The organism is Sphingopyxis sp. NFH-91 (assembly GCF_021401285.1).
Lineage (GTDB): Bacteria > Pseudomonadota > Alphaproteobacteria > Sphingomonadales > Sphingomonadaceae > Sphingopyxis > Sphingopyxis terrae_A.
The window spans coordinates 49,422-75,056 of the sequence record NZ_JACBGA010000008.1; the positions used below are offsets into that span (position 1 = coordinate 49,422).

General features: G+C 66.1%; 24 protein-coding genes. 15 read left to right on the plus strand and 9 right to left on the minus strand.

All coding sequences use genetic code 11. The features are described 5' to 3' along the window. Positions 1 to 31 precede the first annotated feature (31 nt). The 4 genes from L0963_RS16425 to L0963_RS16440 are packed head-to-tail and all read left to right on the plus strand — an operon-like array spanning position 32 to position 3,946. A complete protein-coding gene (locus L0963_RS16425; RefSeq protein ID WP_234180563.1) occupies positions 32 to 1,429 on the plus strand; it encodes a circularly permuted type 2 ATP-grasp protein in 1,398 nt (465 codons plus the stop codon). A gap of 5 nt (positions 1,430 to 1,434) precedes the next feature. After that, the gene (locus L0963_RS16430) at positions 1,435 to 2,376 is read left to right on the plus strand and encodes an alpha-E domain-containing protein (RefSeq protein ID WP_058813208.1); all 942 of its coding nucleotides are present in this window, start codon (positions 1,435 to 1,437) and stop codon (positions 2,374 to 2,376) included. A 2-nt stretch (positions 2,377 to 2,378) separates the two neighbouring features. Continuing rightward, positions 2,379 to 3,182: a transglutaminase family protein gene (locus L0963_RS16435; protein ID WP_234180630.1), complete on the plus strand. Its 804-nt coding sequence runs from the start codon at positions 2,379 to 2,381 to the stop codon at positions 3,180 to 3,182. Between the two features lie 32 nt (positions 3,183 to 3,214). After that, positions 3,215 to 3,946 carry a proteasome-type protease gene (locus L0963_RS16440; protein ID WP_003052754.1) on the plus strand — a complete coding sequence of 244 codons (732 nt, stop codon included), beginning with the start codon at positions 3,215 to 3,217 and terminating at the stop codon, positions 3,944 to 3,946. Between the two features lie 31 nt (positions 3,947 to 3,977). Here the strand turns inward: L0963_RS16440 and acs are convergent, their stop codons facing one another. Continuing rightward, on the minus strand, positions 3,978 to 5,942 hold the full coding sequence (gene acs / locus L0963_RS16445; protein ID WP_234180565.1) for an acetate--CoA ligase: 1,965 nt from the start codon (positions 5,940 to 5,942) through the stop codon (positions 3,978 to 3,980). 179 nt (positions 5,943 to 6,121) lie between these two features. On the opposite strand from acs, the gene amaB reads away from it, so the two are divergent. Then, positions 6,122 to 7,606, plus strand: a complete 1,485-nt coding sequence (gene amaB / locus L0963_RS16450; RefSeq protein ID WP_234180567.1) for an L-piperidine-6-carboxylate dehydrogenase — start codon at positions 6,122 to 6,124, stop codon at positions 7,604 to 7,606. 111 nt (positions 7,607 to 7,717) lie between these two features. On the opposite strand, the gene L0963_RS16455 is transcribed toward amaB, so the two are convergent. From L0963_RS16455 to fsa, 3 genes are all read right to left on the minus strand, one after another. Beyond that, entirely contained in the window at positions 7,718 to 9,220 is a 1,503-nt protein-coding gene (locus L0963_RS16455) for an acetyl-CoA acetyltransferase (protein ID WP_234180569.1), read from the minus strand. Between the two features lies 1 nt (position 9,221). Beyond that, the gene (locus L0963_RS16460) at positions 9,222 to 10,016 is read right to left on the minus strand and encodes an enoyl-CoA hydratase-related protein (protein WP_234180571.1); all 795 of its coding nucleotides are present in this window, start codon (positions 10,014 to 10,016) and stop codon (positions 9,222 to 9,224) included. 187 nt (positions 10,017 to 10,203) lie between these two features. After that, positions 10,204 to 10,854, minus strand: coding sequence for a fructose-6-phosphate aldolase (gene fsa, locus L0963_RS16465; protein ID WP_234180573.1), 651 nt, complete (start codon positions 10,852 to 10,854; stop codon positions 10,204 to 10,206). Between the two features lie 204 nt (positions 10,855 to 11,058). Between fsa and radA the strand changes: the two genes are divergently transcribed. Genes radA through L0963_RS16485 form a run of 4 tightly spaced genes read left to right on the plus strand, consistent with a single transcriptional unit; the run spans position 11,059 to position 15,314 of the window. Beyond that, the gene (gene radA, locus L0963_RS16470) at positions 11,059 to 12,420 is read left to right on the plus strand and encodes a DNA repair protein RadA (RefSeq protein WP_234180575.1); all 1,362 of its coding nucleotides are present in this window, start codon (positions 11,059 to 11,061) and stop codon (positions 12,418 to 12,420) included. A gap of 10 nt (positions 12,421 to 12,430) precedes the next feature. Next, the gene (locus L0963_RS16475; RefSeq protein WP_234180577.1) at positions 12,431 to 12,991 is read left to right on the plus strand and encodes a CvpA family protein; all 561 of its coding nucleotides are present in this window, start codon (positions 12,431 to 12,433) and stop codon (positions 12,989 to 12,991) included. Beyond that, on the plus strand, positions 12,988 to 13,416 hold the full coding sequence (locus tag L0963_RS16480; RefSeq protein ID WP_234180579.1) for an iron-sulfur cluster assembly scaffold protein: 429 nt from the start codon (positions 12,988 to 12,990) through the stop codon (positions 13,414 to 13,416). The genes L0963_RS16475 and L0963_RS16480 overlap by 4 nt, the downstream gene beginning before the upstream one ends. Beyond that, entirely contained in the window at positions 13,413 to 15,314 is a 1,902-nt protein-coding gene (locus L0963_RS16485; RefSeq protein WP_234180581.1) for a cation:proton antiporter domain-containing protein, read from the plus strand. Before L0963_RS16480 ends, L0963_RS16485 begins: the two co-directional genes overlap by 4 nt. 26 nt (positions 15,315 to 15,340) lie before the next feature. Here L0963_RS16485 and aroB read toward each other — a convergent pair whose 3' ends face one another. Further along, positions 15,341 to 16,444 carry a 3-dehydroquinate synthase gene (gene aroB, locus L0963_RS16490; RefSeq protein ID WP_217373234.1) on the minus strand — a complete coding sequence of 368 codons (1,104 nt, stop codon included), beginning with the start codon at positions 16,442 to 16,444 and terminating at the stop codon, positions 15,341 to 15,343. Then, positions 16,441 to 17,007, minus strand: a complete 567-nt coding sequence (locus tag L0963_RS16495; protein WP_217373235.1) for a shikimate kinase — start codon at positions 17,005 to 17,007, stop codon at positions 16,441 to 16,443. The genes aroB and L0963_RS16495 overlap by 4 nt, the downstream gene beginning before the upstream one ends. A 93-nt stretch (positions 17,008 to 17,100) precedes the next feature. Between L0963_RS16495 and L0963_RS16500 the strand changes: the two genes are divergently transcribed. The 5 genes from L0963_RS16500 to L0963_RS16520 all read left to right on the plus strand — a co-directional run bounded on the left by L0963_RS16500 (position 17,101) and on the right by L0963_RS16520 (position 22,561). Next, positions 17,101 to 17,268: a hypothetical protein gene (locus L0963_RS16500; RefSeq protein WP_186403454.1), complete on the plus strand. Its 168-nt coding sequence runs from the start codon at positions 17,101 to 17,103 to the stop codon at positions 17,266 to 17,268. Continuing rightward, positions 17,265 to 19,085 carry a hypothetical protein gene (locus L0963_RS16505; protein ID WP_217373236.1) on the plus strand — a complete coding sequence of 607 codons (1,821 nt, stop codon included), beginning with the start codon at positions 17,265 to 17,267 and terminating at the stop codon, positions 19,083 to 19,085. Before L0963_RS16500 ends, L0963_RS16505 begins: the two co-directional genes overlap by 4 nt. After that, positions 19,078 to 19,989 carry a tyrosine recombinase gene (locus tag L0963_RS16510; protein ID WP_217373237.1) on the plus strand — a complete coding sequence of 304 codons (912 nt, stop codon included), beginning with the start codon at positions 19,078 to 19,080 and terminating at the stop codon, positions 19,987 to 19,989. Before L0963_RS16505 ends, L0963_RS16510 begins: the two co-directional genes overlap by 8 nt. A gap of 9 nt (positions 19,990 to 19,998) precedes the next feature. Further along, positions 19,999 to 20,946: an acetyl-CoA carboxylase carboxyltransferase subunit alpha gene (locus L0963_RS16515; protein WP_003052803.1), complete on the plus strand. Its 948-nt coding sequence runs from the start codon at positions 19,999 to 20,001 to the stop codon at positions 20,944 to 20,946. 118 nt (positions 20,947 to 21,064) lie between these two features. After that, positions 21,065 to 22,561: a M48 family metalloprotease gene (locus tag L0963_RS16520; protein ID WP_412072807.1), complete on the plus strand. Its 1,497-nt coding sequence runs from the start codon at positions 21,065 to 21,067 to the stop codon at positions 22,559 to 22,561. 85 nt (positions 22,562 to 22,646) lie between these two features. On the opposite strand, the gene L0963_RS16525 is transcribed toward L0963_RS16520, so the two are convergent. Beyond that, complete coding sequence (locus tag L0963_RS16525; protein ID WP_062901905.1) at positions 22,647 to 22,820, minus strand: Flp family type IVb pilin; 174 nt, start codon at positions 22,818 to 22,820, stop codon at positions 22,647 to 22,649. Positions 22,821 to 22,956: 136 nt separating this feature from the next. Next, on the minus strand, positions 22,957 to 23,136 hold the full coding sequence (locus L0963_RS16530) for a Flp family type IVb pilin (protein ID WP_062901906.1): 180 nt from the start codon (positions 23,134 to 23,136) through the stop codon (positions 22,957 to 22,959). Positions 23,137 to 23,202: 66 nt separating this feature from the next. Here L0963_RS16530 and L0963_RS16535 point away from each other — a divergent pair, with 66 nt between their 5' ends. Continuing rightward, positions 23,203 to 23,631: a (deoxy)nucleoside triphosphate pyrophosphohydrolase gene (locus tag L0963_RS16535; protein WP_062901907.1), complete on the plus strand. Its 429-nt coding sequence runs from the start codon at positions 23,203 to 23,205 to the stop codon at positions 23,629 to 23,631. Here L0963_RS16535 and L0963_RS16540 read toward each other — a convergent pair. Continuing rightward, positions 23,628 to 25,628: a CapA family protein gene (locus L0963_RS16540; RefSeq protein ID WP_234180583.1), complete on the minus strand. Its 2,001-nt coding sequence runs from the start codon at positions 25,626 to 25,628 to the stop codon at positions 23,628 to 23,630. The two genes, L0963_RS16535 and L0963_RS16540, sit on opposite strands and share 4 nt — an antisense overlap. Positions 25,629 to 25,635: the final 7 nt, after the last annotated feature.

Sequence of the window (25,635 nt, forward strand, 5' to 3'; positions counted from 1 at the left end):
AAAGGGTCGGAGCATTTCCTTCTTCGACGAGATGATAACCGGGGATGGCGGGACCAGGCCGCCCTATCGCGAATATTGCGAATGGTTCGATGCCGAGGATGCCCAGCGCATCCAGCGCAAGACGCAGCAGGCCGAAGCCTTTTTTCGCACCACTGGCATTACCTTCAACGTCTATGGCGAGGCCGACGCCGACGAGCGGCTGATCCCGTTCGACGTCGTGCCGCGGATCATCGCTGCGGGCGAATGGCGGCGCCTGTCGCGCGGGATCGAACAGCGGGTGCGCGCGCTCAACGCCTTTCTCTACGATATTTATCACCGGCAGGAGATTTTGCGTGCCGGCCGGGTGCCGACCGCGTTGATCGCGCGCAACGATGCCTTCCTGCCGATGATGATGGGCATGGATCCGCCCGGCGGCGTCTATACCCATATCAGCGGCATCGATATCGTCCGCACCGGTGCCGACGAATTCTATGTGCTGGAGGATAATGCCCGCACCCCGTCGGGGGTGTCCTATATGCTCGAGAATCGCGAAACGATGCTCCAGATGTTTCCCGAGCTGTTCGCGAAAGTGCCGGTGCGCGAGGTCGGCGACTATCCGATCAACCTCCTGAAATCGCTGTCGGCCTGTGCGCCGCCGATGTGCGGCGGTACGCCGACTGTCGCGGTGCTGACGCCGGGCATCCACAACAGCGCCTATTTCGAGCACAGCTTCCTAGCCGATCAGATGGGCGCCGAACTGGTCGAAGGGCATGACCTGCGCGTCGTCGATGGCCGGGTCGCGATGCGCACGACGCAGGGCTATCGCGCGATCCACGTTCTTTACCGCCGCGTCGACGATGACTTTCTCGACCCGCTGAATTTCCGTCCCGATTCGATGCTGGGAGTGCCGGGGATATGGGACGTCTATCGCGCGGGCGGCATCACGATTGCCAATGCGCCGGGGACCGGGATCGCCGATGACAAGGCGCTCTATAGTTACATGCCCGACATCATCGAATTCTACACCGGCGAAAAGGCGCTGTTGCCCAACGTGCCGACGTGGCGATGCAGCGAGCCCGAACATCTGCGCGAGGTGCTCGACCGGCTTCCCGAACTGGTGGTGAAGGAAGTGCACGGGTCGGGCGGCTATGGAATGCTCGTCGGGCCGACCGCAAGCCGGAAGGAAATCGCAGCGTTCCGCGCCAAGCTGGAGGCAAACCCCGGCAATTATATCGCCCAGCCGACCCTGTCGCTTTCGACGGTGCCGATCTTCACCAAAAAGGGCCTTGCGCCGCGGCATGTCGATCTGCGCCCCTTTGTCCTGATGTCGCCGCAGGGCATCACCATCACCCCCGGCGGCCTGACGCGCGTCGCGATGACGAGGGGATCGCTGGTCGTGAACAGCAGCCAGGGCGGCGGCACCAAGGACACCTGGGTGTTGGAGGACTGACGGCGATGCTAGGCAAAACCGCAGGCAGCCTCTTCTGGATGGCGCGCTATCTTGAACGAAGCGAGAATAATGCGCGACTGATCGACGCGGGCTTTCGCATCGCGCTCACCCGGTCGCAGACGGCGCCCGCCGAATGGCGCTCGATATTGGAAACCGCGGGGGTCGATCAGGCGTTCCTGGCGACGCACGATGATTACAGCTCGGCGCGCGTGGTCGATTTCCTGCTGCGCGACCCGGCCAACCCGTCGAGCATCCTGTCGATCGTCAAGCACGCGCGCGACAATGCGCGCACCGCGCGTACCGCGCTGACGCGCGAGGTGTGGGAGGCGGTGAATACGAGCTGGATGACGTTGACCGACCTGCTCAAGCGGCCGGTGCGCGAGGACGATCTGCCCGACGTGCTCGCCGCGATCCGTCAGCAGAGTGCGCAGGTGCGCGGTGCGCTGACCGGCACGATGCTGCGCAACGATGGTTATAATTTCGCGCGGCTGGGAACCTTCCTCGAACGCGCCGACAACACGGCGCGCATCCTCGACGTCAAATATTATCTGCTGCTGCCCTCGGTCGCGCATATCGGCACCTCGATCGACAATGTGCAGTGGGAGACGATCCTGCGGTCGGTGTCGGCGCACCGCGCCTATCGCTGGCTCTACGGAGCCGAGATCAGCGCGCTCAAGATCGCCGAATTCCTGATCCTTTATGGCCAGATGCCGCGCAGCCTCGCCTTTTGCTGCGCCAAGATGCAGGACAATCTTGCCTGGCTGCAGCGCGGCTATGGCGAAGAGACCGAGGCAGGGCGGATGGCCGATGCCCTGTGCCGGCAAAAGCTCGCGGGGCCGATCCAGGCGATCTTCGATGGTGGCCTGCACGAATATCTGACCGATTTCCTGTCCGCCAATTCGGCGCTCGCGATGCAGATCGAGCGCGATTACCGTTTCGTGGAGTGACGATGTTCCTGCGTGTCGATCATACCACCCATTATCGCTATGACGCTCCCGTCGGCTATGCGCTGCAACAACTGCGCCTGACCCCCAAGGACCGGCCGGGCCAGCAGCGGATCCACGACTGGACGATCGAGGTCGAGGGCGGGGAAAAGCAGCTCCATTATGTCGATCATCACGGCAATGGCGTCGATCTGATCGCGGTGCACGGCGGCGATGCCGAACTTGTCATCCGGTGCCACGGCGCGGTCGAACTGCTCACCACCGACGGGGTGATCGGGGCGCATCGCGGGGCGATGCCGCTGTGGATCTTCCTCCGCCCGACGCCGCTTACGCGTGCGGGACGGGGCGTGCGCGCGCTGACCGCCGGATTGGGCCGCGACTTCGCGAACGATATCGAACGCGCGCATGCGCTGTCGGCGGCTATCCTCGACCGCCTGGCCTATCGCATCGGCGTCACCGATGCCGAGACAACCGCCGAACAGGCGCTGGGGGGCGAGGGCGGGGTGTGCCAGGATCACGCCCATATCTTCATCGCCGCGATGCGCCATCTGGGCCACCCCGCGCGTTATGTTTCGGGCTATCTCAGCATGGACGACCGCACCCATCAGGACGCCACCCACGCCTGGGCCGAGGCCTATTTCGACCATATCGGCTGGATCGGTTTCGACGTCAGCAATGGCCATTCGCCCGACCAGCGCTATATCCGCGTCGCGACGGGGCTCGATTATCGCGACGCCGCCCCGGTTCGAGGCATGCGCTATGGTGCGGCGCAGGAAAATCTGGTTGTCCAATTGCAGGTGCAGCAATAATCGGGACAGCACAGGGGCGGGACGGGGATTCGATGACCTATTGCGTGGGCATGCGTTTGAACAAGGGGCTGGTGTTCATGTCGGACACCCGCACCAACGCCGGCGTCGATGACATATCGCAGGTGCGCAAGATGCGCAGCTGGCACGTGCCGGGCGAGCGCGTGATCACGCTGATGTCGGCGGGCAATCTGGCGACCACGCAAGCGGTCGTCAGCCTGCTCGACGAACGCACCAAGGCGCCTGAAGAACGTCAGCCGTCGATCCTGCAGGCGCCGTCGATGTTCCAGGTCGCGACGATCGTCGGGGAAACGCTGCGCCAGATCGTGCTGCGCTACGGCGCCGAAGGGCCGGCCGCCGAATCGATCTTTCGCGCCTCGTTGATCGTCGGCGGGCAGATTGCCGGCGCCGAACCGCGCCTGTTCCTGATCTATCCCGAGGGCAATTTCATCGAAGCGGGGGAGGATAATCCCTTCTTCCAGATCGGCGAAACCAAATATGGCCGCCCGATCATCGTGCGGTCCTACGATCCCGCCATGTCGTTCGAGGATGCGGTCAAGCTGCTGTGCGTCTCGTTCGATTCGACGATCCGCGCCAACGCCGGGGTCGACCTGCCGATCGACCTGAAGGTCCACGAACGCGACGATTTCCACGGCGTCCACGAACGCCGCTTCGAACGCGACGATCCCTATTTCCACAATGTGTCGCACGGCTGGGCCGAGGCACTGGGCATTGCCCTGGCCGAACTGCCGGACTTTCATTTCTAAATCCCCCTCCCGCTTGCGGGAGGGGTTAGGGTTACCGGTTCTTCCGGCCTTCGATCAGCCCGTCGACCAAGCTCGGGTCCGCCAGCGTCGACGTGTCGCCGAGCGAGCCGAAGTCATTTTCCGCGATCTTGCGCAGAATCCGCCGCATGATCTTGCCCGACCGGGTCTTGGGAAGGGCGGGGGTCAGGTGGATATGGTCGGGCGTCGCGATCGGGCCGATTTCCGTGCGCACCTGCTGCCGTAGCGCGGCGGCAATCTCTTCGGTCGGCTCGACCCCCGCATTCAGCGTGACATAGGCGTAGATGCCTTGGCCCTTGATGTCGTGCGGAAAGCCGACGACCGCGGCTTCGGCGACCAGATCGTGCAGCACGAGCGCGCTTTCGACCTCGGCAGTGCCCATGCGGTGGCCCGAGACGTTGATGACATCGTCGACCCGCCCGGTGATCCGCCAATAGCCCTCGGCATCGCGGCGGCAGCCGTCGCCGGTGAAATATTTGCCCTTGTAGGTCGAAAAATAGGTCTGAATGAAGCGGTCATGGTCGCCATAGACCGTCCGCGCCTGCCCCGGCCAGCTGTGCGTGATGCACAGATTGCCCTCGGTCGCGCCGCCGACCTGTTCGTCGGCAAGCACCGCGCCATCCGCATCGACGAGCTGCGGCCGAACGCCGAAGAAGGGGCGCCCCGCGCTGCCCGGCTGCATCGGATGCGCGCCGGGAAGCGTCGTGATCATGATGCCGCCGGTCTCGGTCTGCCACCAGGTATCGACGACGGGGATGCGGCCCTTGCCGACGAGCTGGTGATACCAACGCCATGCCTCGGGATTGATCGGTTCGCCGACGCTCCCGAGCAGCCGGAGCGTCGACAGGTCGTGGCGCGTCACATAATCGTCGCCTTCGCGCATCAGCGCACGGATCGCGGTCGGCGCGGTGTAGAGAATGTTGACCCGGTGCTTGTCGACGACCTGCCAGAAGCGATCGTGATCGGGGTAGTTGGGGACGCCTTCGAACATCAGCGTCGTCGCGCCATTCTGAAGCGGGCCGTAGACGACATAGCTGTGCCCCGTGACCCAGCCGATGTCGGCGGTGCACCAGAAGATTTCGCCCGGCCGATAATCGAACCCGTACCAGAAGGTAGACGCGGTCCACACGCTGTAGCCGCCGACGGTGTGCAGCACGCCCTTGGGCTTACCCGTCGATCCTGAGGTGTAGAGGATGAACAGCGGGTCTTCGGCGCCCATCGGCTCGCACGGGCAGTCCGCGTCGACATCGGCCGACAGCGCGTCGTAACAATGGTCGCGGCCTTCGCGCATCGCGACGTCGCCGCCGGTGTGCGCGATGACGAGCACGCCCTTTACCTCGACGCGATCGAGTGCCTTGTCGACATTGGCCTTAAGCGGGATCGTCTTGCCGCCGCGCAGTCCTTCGTCGGCACAGATCACCCAGTCGCTGCCGCAATCCTCGATCCGCCCGTGGATCGCCTCGGGCGAAAAGCCGCCGAAGATGACGCTGTGGATCGCGCCGATGCGCGCGCAGGCGAGCATCGCCATCGCGCCTTCGGGGATCATCGGCATATAGATGGTGACGCGGTCGCCCTTGCGGACACCCATCTTCTTGAGCGTGTTGGCCATGCGGATCGTGTCGGCGAGCAGCGCGGCATAGCTGATGTGCCGCACCTCGCCATCGGGGGCGTCGGGTTCGAAGATGATCGCGGTGCGCATCCCATGGCCCGCGGCGACATGGCGGTCCAGCGCATTGTGGCAGAGGTTGAGAACGCCGTCCTCATACCATTTGATGCTGACGGGATCGTAGGACCAGCCCGCGATCTTCGTTGGCGGCGTCATCCAGTCGATGCGCTGCGCCTGATCGGCCCAGAAACCGTCGGGATCGTCGATGCTGGCGGCGTAGAGCCGGTCATAATCGGCCGCGCTGCAATGCGTGTTCGCGGCGGCATCGGCGGGCACGGGGACGAAGGGTTCGGAGGGGGGTAGTTCGGACACTGCATCTCTCCTCTATTTGCTATCCCCTTAGCCGTTCGCATCGAGCGAAGTCGAGATGCCCTATCGTCATTGCGCGCCGTCGTAGTGTCTCGACTTCGCTCGACACGAACGGGGGAGGAGTATTATGCGGCTGCCCGATGGCGTGGACGAAAGGACGAAGGATGGCCGGGATCGAGAAAATGACAGCAGGCCTGCTCGATACGCTCGGCGTGGAGCACGCGCTGTACACCCAGGGTTCGATGCCGTCCCATTCGCCGCTGACCGGTGAGCAGATCGCGGCGGTGCGGATCGCCGATGCCGCCGACACCGATGCCGCGCTCGCTGCCGCCGGTGCGGCGTTCCGCGCGTGGCGCGACGTGCCCGCCCCACGCCGCGGCGAACTGGTGCGGTTGTTCGGCGAAGAACTGCGCGCCGCCAAGGATGATCTTGCGACGCTTGTGACGATCGAAGCCGGCAAGATTCGGTCCGAAGGCGCGGGCGAGGTGCAGGAGATGATAGACATCTGCGACTTTGCTGTCGGCCTGTCGCGCCAGCTTCACGGCCTCACCATCGCGACCGAGCGACCCGGGCACAGGATGATGGAGATATGGCACCCGCTGGGCGTCGTGGGCGTCATCTCCGCCTTCAATTTTCCGGTCGCCGTCTGGGCATGGAATGCCGCGCTAGCGCTCGTCTGCGGCAACAGTGTGGTTTGGAAGCCTTCCGAAAAGACGCCGCTTACCGCCTTGGCGACGCAGGCGATTTTCGAGCGCGCCTTGCGGCGGTTCGGCGATGCGCCCGCAGGATTGTCGCAGGTTCTGATCGGCGGGCGCGAGACGGGCGAGGCGCTTGTCGACGATGCCCGCGTCGCGCTCGTCTCGGCGACGGGATCGACGCGCATGGGCCGCGCGGTGGCGCCGCGCCTCGCGCAGCGGTTCGCGCGCGCGATCCTCGAACTCGGCGGCAATAACGGCGTGATCGTCGCCCCCTCGGCCGACCTCGATCTCGCGCTGCGCGGGGTCGCGTTCGGCGCGATGGGCACCGCAGGGCAGCGCTGCACGACGACGCGGCGGCTGTTCGTCCAGGACAGCATCCATGACGGCTTCGTCGCCAGGTTGAAGGCGGCCTATGCCAGCGTCGGCGTCGGCAATCCGCTGGAGAGTACGGTGCTGGTTGGCCCGCTCATCGACCGCGCTGCCTATGAGGCGATGCAGGCAGCGCTGGCGGCGGCAAAGGCCGCGGGCGGCGTCGTGCATAGCGGCGAGCGGGTCGGCGAAGGCGCGAGCTATTATGTTCGCCCCGCACTCGTTGAAATGCCCGGGCAGGTCGGCCCGGTGCTGGAGGAGACGTTCGCGCCGATCCTCTACGTCATGCGCTACGACGATCTCGACACCGCGATCCGTCTGCACAATGATGTGGCGGCGGGACTGTCATCGGCGATCTTCACCACCGACCTGCGCGAAGCCGAGCGCTTCCTGGCCGCGAGCGATTGCGGCATCGCCAACGTCAATCTCGGCACATCGGGCGCCGAGATCGGCGGAGCGTTCGGCGGCGAGAAGGAAACCGGCGGCGGACGCGAGAGCGGGTCGGATGCGTGGCGCCAATATATGCGCCGCGCGACGAACACGGTAAACTATTCCGACGCGCTGCCGCTGGCGCAGGGGGTCAGTTTCGATCTGGGTTAGCAATCCTCGCCATTGCGAGCGAAGCGAAGCAATCTCCAGCTGTCGGCTAGCGCAAGGTCGATAGCTGGGGATTGCCGCGTCGCCTTCGGGTCCTCGCAACGACAAGTTTCGTCAGCCTGCCCGCCATCCGAAGCCTTCGTCGAGCGCCACTATCTGGCCCGCTGCACCGACCGGTTCGGCCTTGCCGTCGGTCAGAAATGCCAACATCGCCGCATCCTCCACATCGACATGTGCGAGCGTGCGCTCTCCTGCCGGAGTCCGTGCCACCACCACGCCCGCCCTTGGCGCACCGTCACGGCCATAAAAGATCGTGTAGCTCTCGATCGTCGCCGGCCCCGCATAATCTTCGACCAGATCGGGCACCGGTCCGCGCTTGGCCTCGGCTTCGGCCTGATAGTCGAAATCCTGCGGGAAGCTGGCGGCGGCGATCGGCTCCTTGCCCAGCACGATGCAATGATTGTCGGTGGCGAAGCCGCCATTGGCGAAGAGGAAGCCGTAGCGGCCTTCGCGGCGGAGTTTTTCAACCATCGAGACGATTGCGTGGCTCATATAATTGGCGATCGGGCCGCCGCCGAAGGTCAGCCCGCCGAACACCGTCGCGGGGCAGTCGACCGGCCAGTCGAGCGTGCGGCGTGCCATCTTCGGCACGCAGGGGAAGCAGCTGTAGAGCTCGACGAAATCGAAATCCTGCGCGGTCATGCCATTGAGCGCGAGCGTGCGGTTGATCGAGGTTTCCATGCTGACGCTGCCGTTATAGCGATCGCGGCGGAGGATGCTCGGCGGCTCCTTCGCCGCGGCGCCCATACCCACGTAAATCAGCCGATCTTCGGGTATGCCGCGCCGCCGCGCTTCGGCCAGGCTGGCGACGAGGAAGCCCGCACCCTGATTGACCGACGAATTGGCGACCATCAGCTTGGAGTAAGGAAAGGCGATCGGCCGGTTGCGCTCGTCGACGCGCAGGATGTCGGCAGGCGTTGCGGGCTTGCGGATCCAGGCGCCTTCGTTTTCCGCCGCAACCTCCGAAAAGCGCGACCAGATTTCGGCGCTTTCATCCTGTGCTTCGGCGAGGCTCTGGCCCCAGGCGGCGCGCGTCGCATTTTCATAGAGCGGATAGACGTCGACCGGCGCGGCGAGGCCGTGCTTCTGCGCATAATCAGGCTCGCGCCGCGTCGCGACCTTGCGGATCGCGTTATAGCTCTTGTCCTCGCCGCTCGCGGCCTTGGCGGCGCGGCCCGCGGCGGTGCGCAGCGCTTCGGCGCCGACGATGGCCGCGAGCTTCACCTCGCCTGCGCCGATGCGGTTCGCCGCTTCGTTGAGCAGGCGTACCGGCGTGTCGCCGTGCGGCGCCGCCGACTGGTAATTGATCGCCGGGCTGGCGCCGATGGCGGCGGCCAGCGGTTCGGGCAGCTTGCCAAGGCTGTGAAAGCTGATCTGGTCGACGATCGCGAGGCTGTCGATCTCTGCGAGCGGCACGCCGGCGTCTTCGGCGGCGACCCGCAGCGCCGCGACCATAAGCCCGAGCGAGTCGAGCCCTTCGTCGGGGTCGGCGGGGCGGTCGTTGACCTGGCCGACGCCGATGATGACGGGAATGCGCTCGGGATCGGTCATGGTCATGTCAGCGCGCTTTCCATTCGGGCTTGCGCTTTTCGGCAAAGGCGCGCGGGCCTTCGCGCGCGTCTTCGCTGCGCATCAAGGCGCTGCGTTCCAGGGTGTTGTGCTCCCAATAGGGCGCGTCGGCGGCGATGCGGCCGTCCTGGATGCCAAGTGCGACGCGCTTCGATGCCTGCACCGATAGCGGCGCGTTGGCGGCAATCTTGTCGGCGAGCGCAAGCGCGGTCGGCATCAGCTCGGCGAGCGGGACGACATGGTTGACGAGGCCGAATTGCGCCGCGCGCGCGGCGGGGATCGGGTCGCCGGTCAGCATATGCTCCATCGCCAGCTTGCGCGGCATCTGCTGCGCAAGGCGGAAGGCACCGCCCGCAGCGGCGAACAGCCCGACCTTGACTTCGGGCAGGCCGAATTGGGCGTGCTCGGCAGCGACGATGATGTCGCTCATCAGCGCGATCTCGCAGCCGCCGCCGAAAGCGAAGCCGTTGACCGCGGCAATGATCGGCTTCGAGATCGGGTGCGACACCATGCCCGCGAAGCCCCATGCAAGCTGATCGGGGTCCGACGGCGCGAGGCTCTCGCCGCGCGACAGGGCGACGAGGTCGGCGCCGGCGCAAAAGCTCTTGTCGCCCGCGCCGGTGATGACGACGGCGCGGATTTCGGGGTCGTTCTCGGCGGTTTCGAGCGCGGTGCCGATGCCGACGTGGACCGCGGCGTTGACCGCGTTGCGCACCTCGGGGCGGTTGATCGTGACGATCAGCACATGGCCGCGGCGTTCGGTAAGAATGGTGGTGTCGGTCATCGCGAATCTCTCCCTTTCGGACGAGTATCGCGGGAGGTTGACGTTTACGTCAACTGGAAAGCTGAGCCAAATAACGGTGTGCTCCCGCGAAGGCGGGAGCCCATCTCCGGAAGGTGCCATTTTGAGCCGGCGGGAGATGGATCCCCGCCTTCGCGGGGACACACGACTGTTTTGGGTTTTGTAGGGGTCAGATCGACTGCCCGGTCTTGGCCCAGTCGGCCAGGAAGCCTTCGATGCCCTTTTCGGTCAGGACATGCTTGAACAATCCCCTGATGACCGACGGCGGCGCGGTCATCACATCGGCGCCGATCTTGGCGGCTTCGAGGACATGGATGCCGTGGCGCACGCTCGCGACCAGGATTTCGGTCTCGAACGCATAATTGTCGTAGATCAGCCGGATGTCGGCGATCAACTGCATGCCGTCGAAACCATTGTCGTCGTGGCGACCGACGAAGGGCGAAACGAAGGTCGCGCCCGCCTTTGCCGCGAGCAGCGCCTGCGTCGCCGAGAAGCAGAGCGTGACATTGACCATCGTGCCGTCGCCGGTCAGCGCCTTGCAGGTCTTGAGCCCGTCGATCGTCAGCGGCACCTTGATGCAGACATTGTCGGCGATCTTGCGGAGGATCTCGGCCTCCTTCATCATCGTTTCATGGTCGAGCGCGACGACTTCCGCCGAGACCGGGCCATCGACGAGTGCGCAGATTTCCTTCGTCACTTCCTTGAAGTCTCGGCCCGACTTGGCGATCAGCGACGGGTTGGTGGTGACGCCATCGAGCAATCCCGTTGCGGCCAGTTCCTTGATGTCGGCGATTTCGGCAGTGTCGGCGAAGAATTTCATGGCGCGGAGCTTTCCTGTGCGAAGGTGATTCGGGTTTGAAGCTGCCGTAAAGGGGTTTGATCGTCATTGCGAGCGAAGCGAAGCAATCTCCAGCCATCGCCTTGCGCAAAGTCGAGAGCGGGAGATTGCCGCGTCGCTACGCTCCTCGCAATGACCGAGAGGAAAGCGCTGGCGTTCCATCTTTGTTCCGATTATGCGAGCCGCATGGCCAAAGCTAAGCGTCAATATGTCTGCCAGAATTGCGGGTCGGTCTCGTACCGGTGGCAGGGGCAATGCGCCGATTGCGGCGAGTGGAATACCCTGGTCGAAGAGGCGAGCGAAACCGTCTTTTCAGCCAAGCACGACCTGTCGAAAGGCGGCCGTTCGCTGGCGCTCGAGACGCTGGGCGAGCATAGCCCGATGCCGGAGCGGATGCTGTGCGGCATCGCCGAATTCGACCGGGCGCTCGGCGGCGGCTTCGTCGCCGGATCGGCTACGCTGATCGGCGGCGATCCGGGGATCGGCAAGTCGACCTTGTTGTTGCAAGCGGCCGGGCGGCTCGCGAAGGCGGGCAAGTCGGTCGTCTATATCAGCGGCGAGGAAGCGGCGGGTCAGGTGCGGCTGCGCGCGCAGCGGCTGGGGCTCGGCGATGCGCCGGTCGCGCTGGCGAGCGCGACGTCGGTGCGCGACATATTGGCGACGCTCGACAGCCGCGACGCCGATTTCGTCGTCATCGATTCGATCCAGACGATGCACAGCGACCTCATCGACAGCGCGCCGGGAACGGTGAGTCAGGTCCGCGCGAGCGCGCAGGAACTGATCCGCTATGCCAAGGACGGCGGCGCGGCGATCGTCCTCGTCGGGCATGTCACCAAGGATGGCACGATCGCAGGTCCGCGCGTGCTGGAACATATGGTCGATACGGTGCTGGCGTTCGAGGGCGAGCGCAGCCACCAATATCGCATCCTGCGCGCGGTGAAGAACCGCTTTGGCGGCACCGACGAAATCGGCGTCTTCGCGATGGGCGAGGAGGGGCTGGGCGAGGTCAGCAACCCGTCGAGCCTGTTCCTGACCGACCGCAGCCGCGACGTGCCGGGATCGGTCGTCTTCCCCGCGCTGGAGGGGACGCGCCCGGTGCTGGTGGAGGTGCAGGCGCTGACCGTGCGGCTGGCGAGCGGCGCGACGCCGCGGCGCGCCGTCGTCGGCTGGGACAGCGGGCGCCTGGCTATGGTGCTGGCGGTGCTCGAGGCGCGCTGCGGGCTTCAGATGGGCGGCGCCGAGGTCTATCTCAACATCGCGGGCGGCTATCGTCTGACCGATCCCGCCGCCGATCTGGCGGTCGCTGCAGCGCTGATTTCGGCGTTCAGCGAGCGGCCGGTTCCCGCCGATGCAATCGTCTTCGGCGAATTGTCGCTGTCGGGCGAAATTCGCCCTGTCGCGCATGACGCGCTGCGCCTGCGCGAAGCCGCGAAACTCGGTTTTTCAACGGGCTGGGGGCCGAAGGGGATGAAAGCGGTGAACGGTATCGGCGTTACCGGCTTCACGCGGCTCGGCGAACTCGTTGACCTGATGCTCGGGCGCGACTAGCGACCGGCAGATGGGAAGTCTGACGGCTCTGGATATCATCGTGCTGACGCTGGTCGGTGGCGGCGCAGTGCTCGGTTTTTCGCGCGGGCTGGTGCAGGAGGTGACGACGCTGCTCGCCTGGGTGCTGGCGATCGCGGCGGTGCGCTTCTTTCATCCGGCAGTGACCGAGTTCGTGTCGCGTTGGGTTGGGACGGCGGGTGGTGCGGCGATGCTCGCCTTCGTTCTTCTCTTCGGTATCGTCTTCGGCCTCGCCAAATGGGGTTCGCGGGCGATGGGGCAGCGCAGCCGCGCCTCGATCGTCGGCGGTATCGACCGTGGGCTCGGCGCGGGTTTCGGGGCGGTGAAGGGCCTGTTGATCGCCGCGATCGGCTTCATGCTCGTCACGCTTCTCTATGACATCGGCTATGGCAATGCGCAGCGTCCCGAATGGATGGAACAGAGCCGCACCTATCCCGCACTCAACGCGACGAGCGCCGCGCTGAGCAAGGTGATCGCCGAGCGGCGGGCCGAAGCGCGCGCCGCCGAAAGCACGACCGCGAAGCAGGATGCGCCCGACGCGGCTGCGAAATGAGCGCGCCGCTGTATAACCGCGACATATTGGCGCTGGCAGTCGCCAATGCCGATTACCCGCCGCTGCCCGAGGCGCGCCATCATATCTCGGCGCGCGCGCCGCTATGCGGCAGCGCGATCATTCTCGACCTCGACGCTGACGAGAGCGGACGGGTGACGAAGGTCGGCCTGCACGTCGAAGCCTGCGCGCTGGGGCAGGCGTCGGCGGCGCTGGTCGCACGCCACGCGCCCGGCCGCGCGCTCGGGGATATTCGCGCCGCGCGCGACGCTATCGCCGCCTGGTTCGCGGGCGAGGGCGCGATGCCCGACTGGCCCGGCTTCGATCTGCTCGCGCCGGCGCGCGACTATCCGGCGCGGCAGGGCGCTATACTGCTGCCTTTCGATGCCGCCATCGCCGCGCTTGAGGACGATGAGGTGATGGCATGACTTTTCTCGTCGCGGCAACGGCGCCCGCCGTCACCGAGGTGGCGGCGCGCACCCCGACCGATACGCTGTTGTTCGAAGGCGCGGTGCTGCTGGGCGTTGCTACGTTGTTCGTGTTGATCTTCCGCCGTTTGGGGCTCGGCGCGGTGCTCGGCTATCTGATCGCCGGCGCGCTCGTCGGGCCGCACGGTCTGGGCCTCGTTGGCGGTGGCGAATCGAAGCTGCAAATCGCCGAGATCGGCATCGCCTTCCTCTTGTTTCTCGTCGGCCTCGAACTGCATCCGCGTCGGCTTTGGCAGCTGCGCCGCGCCATTTTCGGGCTCGGGCTGGCGCAGGTTGTCGTCACCGGGCTGCTCCTGACCGGGCTGATCTTCGTGACGCTGGGCTTCAGCCCTGCAGCGGCGCTCGCGCTTGGCCTGCCGCTCGCGCTGTCGTCGACGGCGCAGGTGCTGCCGAGCCTCAAAAGCTCAGGCCGGATCAACTCGCCCTTCGGCGAGAAGGCCTTTTCGATCCTCCTGTTTCAGGATCTGGCGATCGTGCCGATGATCACGATCATCGCCGCGCTGTCGCGGGCGCCCGCCGACCCTTCGGCGCCGCCGGGCACGCTGTTGACGCTCTATACGCTGCTCGCCATCGCGGGGCTGGTCCTCGCCGGCCGGTTCGTCGTCAATCCGCTGCTGCGCCTCGTCGCGCGCTATGGCGAGCGCGAGCTGTTCGTCGTCGTCGGCCTGCTCGTCGTGCTGGCGAGTTCGGCGCTGATGCACAGCCTGCATGTTTCGACCGCGCTGGGGGCTTTCGTCGCGGGCGTGATGCTCGCCGATTCGCCGTATCGCCACGAGATAGAGGCCGATGTCGAACCCTTCCGCCTGATCCTGCTCGGCCTGTTCTTCCTGGCCGTCGGCATGGTGCTCGACGTCAACGTGATCCTCGCCGATCCGCTGCGCGTCCTGCTGCTCGCGGCGGGTCTGGTCGCGGTCAAGGTGGTGGTGCTGACGCTGCTCGTGCGCGCGTTCGGCAAATCGTGGAAAACCGCGCTCGGCCTCGCGCTTTTGCTCAGCCAGGGCGGTGAATTCGGCTTCCTGCTCTTTACCCAGGCCGCCGACGCGCTGCTTATCGCGCCCGAGGCGGCGAGCCTGTTCAGCGCGGTGGTAACACTGTCGATGGTATCGACGCCTTTCCTGATGCTGTTCGCCCGCAACCTCGAATTCTCGCCCGATCGCGATGGCGACGAACTCGAAGGACCCGACGATGCGCCGCGCGGCTCGGCGCTCGTCATCGGCTATGGCCGCTTCGGCCAGATCGTGGCGCAGATGCTCCACGCGGTCGATTGTTCAGTCACGCTGATCGACAAGAAGCCGAGCCAGATCGAATTGTCCGGCCGGTTCGACACCAAGGTCTATTTCGGTGACGGGCTGCGGCTCGACTTGCTCCGCCGCGCGGGCGCGGAGGAGGCGCGGGTCATCATCTATTGCATCGACGACGCCACGGTTGATGCCGAAGTATTGCGTCCGATCGTGGAAGCCTTCCCGCAGGCCAAGATACTGACGCGCGTTTTCGACCGGCGCCAGTTGATGGCGATCGAGGGTGCGGGAACCGCAGGCGCGGTGCGCGAGGTGTTCGAAAGCTCGATCGCGCTGGGGCTGATGGCGCTCGAAAAGCTCGACGTCGACCCGCGCCAGATGGAAGATGTCGAGGCGGCGCTGCGCCAGCTCGACGCGACGCGCCTCGCCGCGCAGATGGACGAAGGCGACCTCGCGGCGGGCAAGGATCACCGTTTCAAGCCCGGCGGTGGCCGCGAGTCGGCAAGCGTGCTGGAAAAATTGCGTCAGCGGCGTCAGGAGGCAAAGGCCGCCGCGCGCGACGAGGAAGCGATGCAGGCGGCCGACCCCGAGTCGGCGTGACGCGTCCGCGGGCCGGCGTATGGCGCCTAAGCCGCCTGCGCGTCGAGAAATTCCGCTACGCTGTCGAGCCCATATTCGTCGGTGACGAAACTCTGCCCGATGCCGCGCGTCAGGATCAGCGGCAGCTTGCCGCCGCGTACCTTCTTGTCGTGCGCCATATGCGCGGCAAGCACCGCGCCGCCGGTATTGATGCCCGCGCTGGCGAGACTGTGCGGCAGGTCGACGCTCGCCAGATGCGCGCGCACCCGTTCGGCATCGGCGGCGGAGCACAGGCCCTTCGCCGCCGAAAACCGATGCGCGAGTACCATGCCCGCCGCAACCGCTTCGCCGTGAAGTAGCCGCTCTGAATAGCCCGTTTCGGCCTCAAGCGCGTGGCCGAAGCTGTGGCCCAGATTCAGCAGCGCGCGGATATCTTGCATCTCGCGTTCGTCAGCGGCGACGATCCGGGCCTTCGCCGCGACGCTGTGCGCGATGGCATAGGCGCGCGCGGCGGTATCGCCGGCCAGCAGCGCGGCGCCGTTCGCCTCGCACCACGCAAAGAAGTCCGCATCGTCGATCAGGCCATATTTGACGACTTCGGCATAGCCCGCACCGAGTTCGCGGCGGGGGAGGGTGGTCAGCGTCGCGGGGTCGATCACCACCAGCGCCGGCTGGTGAAAGGCGCCGATCAGATTCTTGCCCGCGGCGACGTTGATCGCGGTCTTGCCGCCGACGCTGCTGTCGACCTGCGCGAGTAGCGTCGTCGGCACCTGGATGAAGGCGCAGCCGCGCTTGACGATGCTGCACGCAAAGCCGACGAGATCGCCGATCACGCCGCCGCCGAGTGCGATCACATGGTCGCTGCGTTCGACGCCTTCGCCGATCAGCCATTCGGTCAGCCGCGCCAGACCCTCCCAGCTTTTCGTTGCTTCGCCTGCGGGCAGGACGAGCGAGGAAAAGGAAATGCCCTCTGCACCCAGCGCGGCACCGACCTTGGCCAGATAGGCATCGGCGACATGGGTATCGGTAACGATCATCGTGCGCGGACGCTTCAGTAGCGGGGCGACCTGCGCGCCCAATTCGTCGAGCAGTCCCTTGCCGATCAGGATCGGATAGCTGCGCGCGCCGAGTTCGACGGTCAGTCTGGTCATTGCGGCTTCCATTGCGACAGCGCCTCCAGGATCGCGCGCACCGTATGTTCGTGCGGATTGCTTGCCGAGCTGACGCGGATATGCGCCTCGGCATAGACGGGATTGCGGACCGCGGCGAGTTCGCGCAGCACCTCACCGGGGTCGCGGTTCTTGAGCAGCGGGCGATGGCTGCGGCGCCCGACGCGCTCGACCAGGGTCGCGACGTCGGCATCGAGCCAGATGCACAGGCTTTTGCCCAGGATCAGCGCGCGCGTCTCGTCGTTCATGAAGGCGCCGCCGCCCGTCGCGAGCACCAGCGGCCGACTGGCGAGCAGGCGCGCGATCACGCGGCGTTCGCCGTCGCGGAAATGCGCTTCGCCGAAGCGCGCGAAAATGTCGGATATCGTCATGCCGGCGGCGCGTTCGATCTCGTCGTCGGCGTCGGCGAAGCGCATGCCGAGGCGCTGCGCCAGGCGGCGGCCGATCGTCGATTTGCCCGATCCCATCAATCCGACGAGCACGATCGGCCGCGCGCGAATTGCGGGCGCGATGTCCGGGGCCGGGCTTTTCGGGTTTCGCGACATGGTGCGCGCGGCTATACCTCAGGAACCGCGCGGAACAATGATTTTGCTGCGCCGCGCAAATTTGGGTCGAGCCGGCACGGGTGGCACAGGATATTGCGCGTAACGCAAGGATCGGGAAAAGGGCGCTGGGTCGCCGGGATTTTCGCCCTGGCGCTGCTGCTGGCGTTCGGACTGTTCCTCTATTGGCTGGGACGACCGATCGAGGCGAAGATGATTGAGGTGGACGTGACCGACAAGATTGCCGAAAGCGCGGCACAATGACAAAGAAAATGCTCGCGCTGACCCTGGGATTGTCGGGAACCGCACTCGCGGCTGCGCTCGTGCTTCCGGCGGTCGCGCAGGAATCGCTATTGCCCGAAGGCTTTGGCAAGCCCGCCGACACGCCGGCACCGCGCCCGGCGCCGACGCCATCGCCGACCCCGGCGCCCTCTTCGACCGCAGCGCCGAAGGGCGGACCCGCTGGTGCGACGCCCCTTGCGCCGCCGGCCGTCGCGACGCTTGACGGCGGCGACACCGACGCGGGCGATGAGGCCAGCGATGGCGAGGAAGGCACGTCGGGCCAGCTCAAATACGACCTGCCGCCCGGCGCGCGCCGGCTGTTGACGCGGGTCGGCCCGCTGACGCCCCAAACCGGCGGGATGGCGCCCGATGCCTTCGGGGTGCGCGGCCAATATGCGGCGGCGATCATGCGCAGCATGCGCGGTCAGGTCGCATCGCGCTGGGGCCAGATATTGCTGCGCCGCGCGCTCGCGTCGGCGATCGACACGCCTGATACCATCAACGGCGCCGACCTTGCCGCCGACCGCGCGGGGCTGCTCTTGCGGCTCGGCGAATCGACCACCGCGCGGATGATCGTGCAGTCGGTCGATTATGACCGCGCGACCCCGCGGCTCGTCGCGACCGCCCAGCAGACCTATCTGGCGAATGCCGATCCGTCGGGGCTTTGTCCTTACGTCCCCGCGGGGCTTGCCCATGGCGACGAACAAAGCTGGCGGCTCGCCGCGGCGATGTGCGCCGGGATGTCGGGCGAGGCCGGACCCGCGGGCTGGGCGATCGGCCGGGTACGGTCGAGCGGCAAGATCAGCAATTTCGACATTCTGCTCGCCGAACGCGTACTCGGCGCAACGGGCGCCGGCCGCCGTTCGACAACGATCGAATGGGACAAGGTCGGGCGCCTGACGAGCTGGCGCTTTGGCCTGGCGACCGCGACGGGAATCGACATTCCGGCACCGCTGCGCGCCACAGAGGCCGGTTCGATCCGAAGCTGGACGGTACTCGCGCCGATGACGCCGATGGGCGACCGCATCGCTGCCGCTCCCTATGCCGCATCGCGCGGCGTGCTATCGAGCGAAGCCTATGTTTCGCTGCTGAGCGCCACGTCGAGCGAGGAGGAGCCCCCCGAAGCGCTCGCGGCGCAAACCGATCTGCTGCGCAGCGCGTTCAGCGGCGCCAATGCCGCCGATCGCTATACCGCGATGGCGGAATATTGGTCCGCGGGCACCGGCGCGACGGCGCGCTATGCCGCGCTTGTCGCCACCGCGCGAGCCGCCGCCGCGCTGCCCACCGGCGCCGATGTCGGCGCCGATCCGTGGCAGTTGCTGGGATCGATGCTGACCGCGGGATATGACAATCGCGCGGTGCAATGGGTGTCGAAACTGTCGGTCGGCGGCCACGGGTGGGGCATCATGGCGGTCGGGTCGCCGCGCCCGCTGACCGGTGTCGGCGCCGGGTCGATCGGCAGCTTCGCCAGCGACGACGACAGTGCCGAAACCTTGCGGTCGAAATTCCTGCTCGCGGGTCTCGCGGGCCTCGGCCGCATCGACGCCGGGCAGGCGTCATCGGCGGCCAGCGATCTGGGGGTCGATCTGGGCAAGCAGACGCGATGGACGCGTGCGATTTCCGAAGCCGCCCAGCGGCGCGAACCCGGCATGGTTGCGCTGCTTGCCGCGGCCGGGATGCAGGGCGAATGGGACAAGATACCGCCCTATCACCTCTATCATATCGTCCGGGCGCTCCACGACGTCGGGCTCGACGCCGAAGCCCGGATGATCGCGGCCGAAGCGCTGGTGCGTGTCTGACGCGCGCCTGATCGACCGCTTTCTGGAGATGATGTCCGCCGAACGGGGGGCATCGCGAAACACCATCCTCGCTTATCGCCGCGACCTTGAACAGGCGGCAGAACTGGTGCGCGGTTCGCTCGGCGATGCCGACGCCGCCGTGCTGCGCGCATTGATGGCCGCATATCGGACGCTGGCGGCGAGCAGCGCTGCACGCAAATTGTCGGCGCTGCGGCAGTTCTTCGCGTTTCTGGAGGATGAGGGCGAGCGCACCGACAATCCGGCGCTCGACATCGCGCGTCCCGCCACGCGCCGTCCGCTGCCGCGCATTTTGTCGCACGATGATGTCGACCGGCTGTTCGCGCAGGCTAGCGAGGAGGCAGCGGGGGAGGCAGCGCCCGCGAACGCCATGCGCATGCTGCTGCTGCTCGAACTGCTCTACGGCTCCGGACTGCGCGCGAGCGAGCTGGTGTCGCTGCCGCGCCGTGCGGTTGCGGGCGAGCGGCAATTTCTGATCGTGCGCGGCAAGGGCGACAAGGAACGGCTGGTGCCGCTGTCCGACCGGGCGCGCGAAGCGCTCGATCGCTGGCTGCCGCTGCTCGCCGATGGAACACCTTGGCTGTTCCCGTCGGGCAAGGCGCATGTGTCGCGCATACGGCTGTTCCAGATGCTGCGCGAACTGGCGGCGCGCGCCGGGGTCGATCCCGCGGGGGTCAGTCCGCACGTCCTGCGCCACGCCTTCGCCACCCATCTGCTGGAGGGCGGGGCCGACCTGCGCGCGTTGCAGATGATGCTGGGCCATGCCGACATCGCGACGACCGAAATTTACACCCATGTCGATAGCCGGCGGCTGGTCGAGCTGGTCAACCGGCGCCATCCGCTGGCGCAGATGCGGGCCGTTGACGTTGCGGCGCCTTCGGCCTAGCGCTCCCCTATGACAGCCTTTCTCGATTTCGAAAAACAGGTCGCCGCGCTCGATCGCCAGATTGCCGAATTGCGTGAAATGGGGGACGATCCGTCGCTCAATATCGACGGCGATATTGCCCGGCTGGAGGACAAGTCCTCGAAGATGCTGCGCGATATCTATGCCAAGCTGACGCCCTGGCAAAAGACGCAGGTCGCGCGTCACCCCGACCGGCCGCATTTCAAACATTATGTCGCGGGTCTGTTCGACGACTGGATGCCGCTCGCGGGCGATCGCAACTTCGGCGACGATCAGGCGATTCTGGGCGGCCTCGCTCGCTTTCGCGGTCGGCGCGTGATGGTGATCGGGCATGAGAAGGGCGACGATATTCCGTCGCGCATGAAGCATAATTTCGGCATGGCGAAGCCCGAGGGCTATCGCAAGGCGATCCGCCTGATGCAGCTTGCCGATCGTTTCGGTTTGCCGGTGGTGACGCTGGTCGACACGTCGGGGGCCTTTCCCGGCATCCAGGCCGAAGAGCGCGGCCAGGCGGAAGCGATCGCGCGGTCGACCGAACAATGCCTTGCGCTCGGCGTGCCGATGGTCGCGGCGATCGTCGGCGAAGGCGGTTCGGGCGGCGCCATCGCGCTTGCCGCCGCTAACCGCGTGTTGATGTTCGAACATGCCGTCTATTCGGTGATCTCGCCCGAAGGCTGCGCGTCGATCCTGTGGCGCACCGCCGACAAGGCGCCCGATGCGGCAACCGCGATGAAGATGTCGGCGCAGGATCTGCTGGGGCTGAAGGTCATCGATCGTATCGTGACAGAGCCCGTTGGCGGCGCGCACCGGGCGCCCGAAGTGGCGATCCAGTCGCTCGGCGATGCGCTCGCGCAGGAACTCGACGGCTTGCAGGGCCAGTCGCGTGAGCGGCTGCGCACCGACCGCGAAGATAAGTTCCTTGCGATGGGGCGCGCCTGAACGGAACCGCCCGCGCCTGCTTCGCGTTCGACTCCCGACCGGCGGGCGTCCCATGACCGCTTGCCTTGATCCCGCGACGGGATAAGCCGGCGAGAACGGACCAAAGGGAGGCAAATCGATGACGAAACGGATCACGGCGCGGCTGGCGATGCTGCTGGCGGCAACGGCGCTGGTCGGTGGCGGGGTGGCCGAAGCACAGCTCAAGGCAATCCGCACTGCGACCAGCATTTCGCCCGCCGAGCGCAAGCAGGGCGATGAGGCGCATCCGCAGCTGCTCGCCGAATTCGGCGGTGCCTATGCCGGGCCGCAGGCCGCCTATGTGAACCGCATCGGTCAGAATATCGCCGTGCAGTCGGGCCTGTCGCGCAGCCCGAGCGACTTCACCGTGACGCTGCTCAATTCGCCGGTGAACAACGCCTTCGCGATCCCCGGTGGCTATGTTTACGTCACGCGCCAGTTGATGGCGCTGATGAACGACGAGGCCGAACTCGCCGGCGTGCTCGGCCACGAAGTCGGCCATGTCGCTGCGCAGCATAGCAAGAAGCGCCAGTCGGCGGCGACGCGCAACACCATCCTCGGCGTCCTCGCGTCGGTGCTCGGCGGCGCGATCGGCGACAATGGCGGGCTGCTCGGCGGGCTCGGCGGCCTGTTGCAGAATAATGCGATGCAGGTGGCGCAGCTTGCGACGCTGGGCTTTTCGCGCTCACAGGAACTCGAGGCCGATCAACTCGGCGTCCAATATCTGAGGCGCGCGGGCTATGATCCGATGGCGCTGTCGACGATGTTGGCGAGCCTTGCGAACCAGACCAACCTCGAGGCGCGACTGTCGGGGGGCGACGCGCGGTCGTTGCCCGAATGGGCGAGCACCCATCCCGATCCGGCGTCGCGCGTGCGCAATGCGCAAACGCTCGCCTCGCGGGTCGGCACCGGCGGCGTGCGCAACGCCGACGCTTTCCTCGCGTCGGTTGATGGCGTGCTCTATGGCGATGACCCGGCGCAGGGCGTGGTCGAGGGCAGGGACTTTCTGCATCCCGACCTGCGTCTGCGCTTCACGGTCCCGAACGGCTTTGCAATGCAGAACGGCACCAGCGCGGTGTCGATCAGCGGCAACGGTGGGCAGGCGCAATTTTCGACCGCGGCGTATAGCGGTGACATGACCGCCTATATTGCCAATGTGTTCAAGGCGGTTGCGGGCGACGCCAAGATCACGCCCGGCAATGTTCAGCGCACGACGGTGAACGGCATCCCCGCCTATTTTTCGTCGGCGCGCGCCAATAGCCAGTCGGGACAGGTCGATGTGACCGTCTTTGCCTATGAATTTGCACCCAACAGCGCCTTTCACTTCGTGACCTTGGCCAAGGCCGGCGGGTCGGGCGTCTTCAACCCGATGTTCGGAAGCGTCCGGCGGTTGAGCGCAAGCGAGGCTGCTGCGATCCGGCCGCGACGCGTCGATGTGGTGACGGTGAAAAGCGGCGACAGCGTCGCGGCGCTGGCGAAGCGCATGGCCTACAGCAATTATCAATCGGAGCGGTTCCAGGTGCTCAACCGCCTGCCGGCCACGAGCCGGCTCGCTCCGGGGCAAAAGGTAAAGCTGGTCGTCTACGCCAATCGCTGACGATCCGACGCAAAAAAGGGCGGTGGCTTGGCCACCGCCCTTTCCTGTTTGATCTCCATCGCCGAAGCGGTGGATGTCGGCTCGATTAGGTGCCGGCGTTCTTCAGACCGCTGTCGACCTTTTCGAACGTGCCCTTGACGCTCGTGCCGACGTTGCCCATCACGGTGATGCCCGCGACGGCGATGAGAGCGGCGATCAGGCCGTATTCGATGGCGGTCGCAGCCTGATTGTTGCGAACGAGCTTCTTGAAGAATTTCATGTCTGGTCTCCTGACAAGTCACTTACCCTGTTGACGGTCTGGTCGTGGTCAACGGAGCAAGATTAGGATCAATTGGTTTTGAATTTCTTAATGCCGACGCGCCGAAATGCTGTTTCGGGAGTCCCGTTTCAGCACATCAGGCTCCATCCATCGCTGCGACGGATTTTTCCGACACGTTGGTCCACATCGCGTTGGTCGATTTGCCGACGGCGGTGATGGTGACGATCGCGGCCAGAAAGATCAGCGCAAGGATAAGGCCATATTCTACGGCTGTGGCGGCCCTGGTCGACCGCAGCAGCCCATGAAACTTGTTCATTGTTCCGCCCCTGACTGAAGTTATAGTTCCCGAGGATCGGGAAAGTGTCACAGGAAGGTTAACAATTTGGCCGCATCGCAGGGCGGAAATACCGCGTCCGACAGCCTTGTGGTGGTCGCCGCGGCGCTGGTGGATCGCGACGGACGCTTGCTGGTTCAGCAGCGCCCCGAAGGCACGTCGATGGCGGGGCTGTGGGAGTTTCCAGGCGGCAAGCGCGAGGTCGGCGAAACCCCCGAGCAGGCGCTTGTACGCGAACTTGCGGAGGAACTGGCGATCGACGTCGATCATAGCTGCCTCGCGCCCGCTTGCTTTGCGAGCGACATGCTCGGCGATCGGCATCTCCTGCTTCTGCTCTATGTCTGCCGCAAATGGCGCGGTACCCCGGTGGCGCAGCATGCGACCGCGCTGCGCTGGGTGCGGCCGGTCGAGCTTTACGCGCTCGATATGCCGCCCGCCGACAAGCCGCTTATCGGCCTCCTCGAAGCGCTGATCTAGCGGCTGTAGGAGCGGCCGGGCGCCGGTGGTTCGCCGTTCGCCGGTTCGTCCCATGCGACGAAGGCGATATCGTCGATCCGCACCGGCTTTCCGTCGATTTGCAGCAGCGGACGCAGGGGCAGTTCCTCGTCGCCCGGCGCAAGGTCGACGTCGAAGCGGAAATCGGTCCAAGCGCCGCCGGTCAGCGCGGCCGTGCCGATCGGCTGCCGCGGTGCGCTTTCGATCGCCTTGGTCATGCCGCTGCCCTTCGGTTGCAACTGGACGAACGCCGCGAGCGTCGCGGCGCTAGCGCTGCGCGCGCGGCCGACCAGCGTGTAGCGGCGCGCATTCCCGTTGCGGAAGAATGTCGTCGGCGCAACCGTGGCCGATGACGCCGCCGCGTCGGGACGCAGCGCGAGCGCATGCCCGCCGCCAAAGCCGCCGGCGACGAAATCGATGCTGCCATTCTCGCTTGTCCAGCTCCGGTCGGTGGCGTCGTCGTACCGCGCTGCCTCGAAATCGCCGCGCAGGATCAGGTCGCGGCCGGTCATCGCGCCGGTGGCGGCGGCGCATGGGGCGGCCGGGTCGAGCGCATAGCGGTAGGCGATGACCCCGGAAATCGACGTCGCGGCGCATTCGCGCGGCGGCGCGGGCTGCCGCTGCGGGTTGATTACGCCATGTCCGCCGGACAGGGCGATCCGCGTACCGCGCTCCGCCGACAGGTCGATAATGCGGTGAAGCGCCGCCTGGCGGATCGCGCCCGTCGCCGGAACGGGACGATAGTCGAGGAGCTGGATCGGCAGAATTTCGGCGCGAAACAAGGTGCCGCCGTCCATCCAGACTTTCAGCGCATAGGTCGCCTGCGTTTCGGGGAAATATTGGTCGAAGACGAAATTGCCGAGCGAATAGGCGATCAGCCGCCCCTTATAGAGTTCGAGCCCGTGCGACACATGCGGGTGATGCGACACGACCAGCACCGCGCCCTTGTCGATCGCCAGCTTCATCCGCCGCTCGCTGATATCGGTGGGGCGGTCGCTATATTCGCTGCTGCCGTGGTACTGGACGATGGGCATGCGCCCGGCTGCGACTTCGCGGGTGACGGCGGTCTCGATATTCTCGTCGCTGCCGAAGGCGGCCCCGCCCTTGGCGCTTTCGGCGACCTGATTGGGTTCGACGCGTCCCTTCCAGCCGACGAAACCGAGCATCGCATAGGGTTGTCCGCCAACCTCGATGCGGGCAGCCTTCAGTGCTTCCGCTTCGTTCCGGCCGGCACCCGACCAGGGGAGTTTCGCCTTGTCGAGCGCCGCCAGTGTCGAGGCAAGGCCCGGTTCGACATAGTCATAGACATGATTGTTGCCGAGCGTGACATAATCGATCCCGGCATCGGCGAGCACCTGCGCTGCGTCACGGTGGGTATAGAAGACCACCGTCTTATCGGGTGCGTCGCCCAGATCCTCGGCCGCGAGCACCGTTTCAAGATTGACCGAGGCGAGGTCGGCACCCGCGAAATAACGACGCATCGGTGCGAGCAGCCGCGCCATGTCGGCGGCGCGGGTCGCCGGATGGATCAATGTTCGTTCGCCCCAGATCGGCTTTTCATAGCGGCGCGCCATCATGACATCGCCGCCGAAGAAGAATTCGACGCGGCCCGGCGCGCGCGCCACGACTTCGAGCTGCGGCAGCACGCGCTTGCCGTCCTTCGTGCCCAGTTCGGCGGCGGCGAAGGCGAAATCGGCGTCGAAGATCGCCGGACCGCGCAGGCTGATCCGGTAATCGGCGGCGTCGGGCAGCGATGCCGTAAGGCTGCCATCGCGCGCAATCGGCACCGGCTGGCCATTGATGCGCGCTTCTATCGCCTGGACATCGACCGTGCCTCCGACGACCGCGACCGTTCCGTCGATGCCGCGGATCGACGCGGGCGCTTCGGCGGCTGCGGCGAGAGGTGCGGTGAGCGGCACGCCCGCGGCGAGCGTGGCGGCGGCGCCCAAATGTCCCCAGAAACGCATCGGTCGCGCCATCACTAAT

Bases quoted from the DNA above. Each gene is read 5' to 3' on its own strand.
- L0963_RS16480 (WP_234180579.1), top strand. From the start codon at position 12,988: ATGAGCGCGCCGCTGTATAACCGCGACATATTGGCGCTGGCAGTCGCC.
- L0963_RS16485 (WP_234180581.1), top strand. From the start codon at position 13,413: ATGACTTTTCTCGTCGCGGCAACGGCGCCCGCCGTCACCGAGGTGGCG.
- L0963_RS16540 (WP_234180583.1), bottom strand. From the start codon at position 25,628: ATGGCGCGACCGATGCGTTTCTGGGGACATTTGGGCGCCGCCGCCACG.
- L0963_RS16515 (WP_003052803.1), top strand. From the start codon at position 19,999: ATGACAGCCTTTCTCGATTTCGAAAAACAGGTCGCCGCGCTCGATCGC.
- amaB (WP_234180567.1), top strand. From the start codon at position 6,122: ATGACAGCAGGCCTGCTCGATACGCTCGGCGTGGAGCACGCGCTGTAC.
- L0963_RS16460 (WP_234180571.1), bottom strand. From the start codon at position 10,016: ATGACCGACACCACCATTCTTACCGAACGCCGCGGCCATGTGCTGATC.
- L0963_RS16425 (WP_234180563.1), top strand. From the start codon at position 32: ATGATAACCGGGGATGGCGGGACCAGGCCGCCCTATCGCGAATATTGC.
- L0963_RS16525 (WP_062901905.1), bottom strand. From the start codon at position 22,820: ATGAAATTCTTCAAGAAGCTCGTTCGCAACAATCAGGCTGCGACCGCC.
- L0963_RS16475 (WP_234180577.1), top strand. From the start codon at position 12,431: ATGGGAAGTCTGACGGCTCTGGATATCATCGTGCTGACGCTGGTCGGT.
- L0963_RS16435 (WP_234180630.1), top strand. From the start codon at position 2,379: ATGTTCCTGCGTGTCGATCATACCACCCATTATCGCTATGACGCTCCC.
- L0963_RS16530 (WP_062901906.1), bottom strand. From the start codon at position 23,136: ATGAACAAGTTTCATGGGCTGCTGCGGTCGACCAGGGCCGCCACAGCC.
- fsa (WP_234180573.1), bottom strand. From the start codon at position 10,854: ATGAAATTCTTCGCCGACACTGCCGAAATCGCCGACATCAAGGAACTG.
- L0963_RS16430 (WP_058813208.1), top strand. From the start codon at position 1,435: ATGCTAGGCAAAACCGCAGGCAGCCTCTTCTGGATGGCGCGCTATCTT.
- L0963_RS16520 (WP_412072807.1), top strand. From the start codon at position 21,065: ATGACGAAACGGATCACGGCGCGGCTGGCGATGCTGCTGGCGGCAACG.
- L0963_RS16495 (WP_217373235.1), bottom strand. From the start codon at position 17,007: ATGTCGCGAAACCCGAAAAGCCCGGCCCCGGACATCGCGCCCGCAATT.
- L0963_RS16455 (WP_234180569.1), bottom strand. From the start codon at position 9,220: ATGACCATGACCGATCCCGAGCGCATTCCCGTCATCATCGGCGTCGGC.
- L0963_RS16505 (WP_217373236.1), top strand. From the start codon at position 17,265: ATGACAAAGAAAATGCTCGCGCTGACCCTGGGATTGTCGGGAACCGCA.
- aroB (WP_217373234.1), bottom strand. From the start codon at position 16,444: ATGACCAGACTGACCGTCGAACTCGGCGCGCGCAGCTATCCGATCCTG.
- radA (WP_234180575.1), top strand. From the start codon at position 11,059: ATGGCCAAAGCTAAGCGTCAATATGTCTGCCAGAATTGCGGGTCGGTC.
- L0963_RS16440 (WP_003052754.1), top strand. From the start codon at position 3,215: ATGACCTATTGCGTGGGCATGCGTTTGAACAAGGGGCTGGTGTTCATG.